Source organism: Pseudoalteromonas sp. c7(2019), assembly GCF_011378625.1.
Taxonomy (GTDB): Bacteria; Pseudomonadota; Gammaproteobacteria; order Enterobacterales; family Alteromonadaceae; genus Pseudoalteromonas; species Pseudoalteromonas arctica.
In genome coordinates, this window is record NZ_WTKS01000040.1 from 1 (window position 1) to 1,348 (window position 1,348).

At 51.3% G+C, this 1,348-nt stretch carries 1 protein-coding gene; it reads left to right on the forward strand.

Annotation, left to right across the window (positions count from 1 at the left end):
* The coding region (locus tag GQR38_RS19880; RefSeq protein ID WP_206006343.1) for an Ig-like domain-containing protein at positions 1 to 1,348 on the forward strand (1,348 nt) is incomplete at both ends.

Here is a 1,348-nt window from a genome sequence, read left to right on the forward strand (position 1 = left end):
ACAGGTACAGGTACAGATACAGGCGAAGTAGATATAACACCGCCAGATTTAGCATTTACACCTACCTTCTTATTGGGCTCATTGGTGTTATTAAACGGCACCTCTGATTTACCGGCTGGCCGTGAAATTACCATTACTGAGCAACTTGTTGGCGGCGGTGTGGGCGTAAGTTACACCACAACCACTGACGCCAATGGTAACTGGTCACTGACTGGTATTGATATCTCATTACTGAACTTAGGCTCAGTGATCGCAACAGCGACCGATGCCGCAGGTAATACCCGTACAATTAGCTCAGACGACTTTGATAATACGCCACCGACACTCACTGTTGATGTTGCAGCACAAAGCGACAGCAACACGCCAATCATAAGCGGCACAAGTGACGCAGGTGAGGGCGCGCAAGTGACCATAGTGGTTACTGATAGCGCAGGCAACCCACAAACCATCACTGCGCTTGTGGATGCGGATGGCAATTGGAGTGCCACTCCAACCACACCGCTAAGCGAAGGTGAAAGCACCATTGAAGTGAGTGTACGCGACAGTGTCGGCAACGAAACCACCGCGAGTGATACCACCACCATCGACACGCAAGCGCCAACGCTTACGATACAAAATGTAGGTGATGTAAACGACCTAACACCGACATTACAAGGCACCAGTAACGAAATTGGCGGCACTGTTACACTCACCGTGACCGACAGCGACGGCGTAGTGCAAACCATTACCACCACCGTTGAAAGTGATGGCCACTGGGACATTGAAATCCCAAGTGCGCTTGCGCAAGGTGACTTTACTGTAAGCGCCAGTATTACGGATGCTGCAGGCAATGAGAGTACAGCAAACAGCAGTGGCAACGTGGATACCATCACCCCGGTTGTGAGCGTGGATGCACTGGGCCTTGGCAATGACAGCACGCCAGTCATTAGTGGTACCTCAACAGAGCCTGAAGGCACGGTTATCAACATTATTATTACCGACAGTAACGGTGATGAGCACCCAATCACTGCCACCGTTGATGCCAGCGGTAATTGGCAAGCAACCAGCCCTGAATTACCAGATGGCAGCTACACCGTACAAGCCAGTATCACCGATGATGCAGGCAACACTGGTGGCGCAGTTCAATCAGGCACTCTTGATACCTTAGCACCGACATTAACACTGGATACCGTGGGCGCCACGAATAACAGCACACCAACAATTAGCGGGACATCAAACGCGCCAGCAGGCACGGTTATAACGATTAACGTCACGGATGCAGATAACACAGAAACGTTCACCGCGACAGTACAAGCCGATGGCAGTTGGTCAGCAGATGTACCGAACGCGCTAACTGATGGTCCACTCA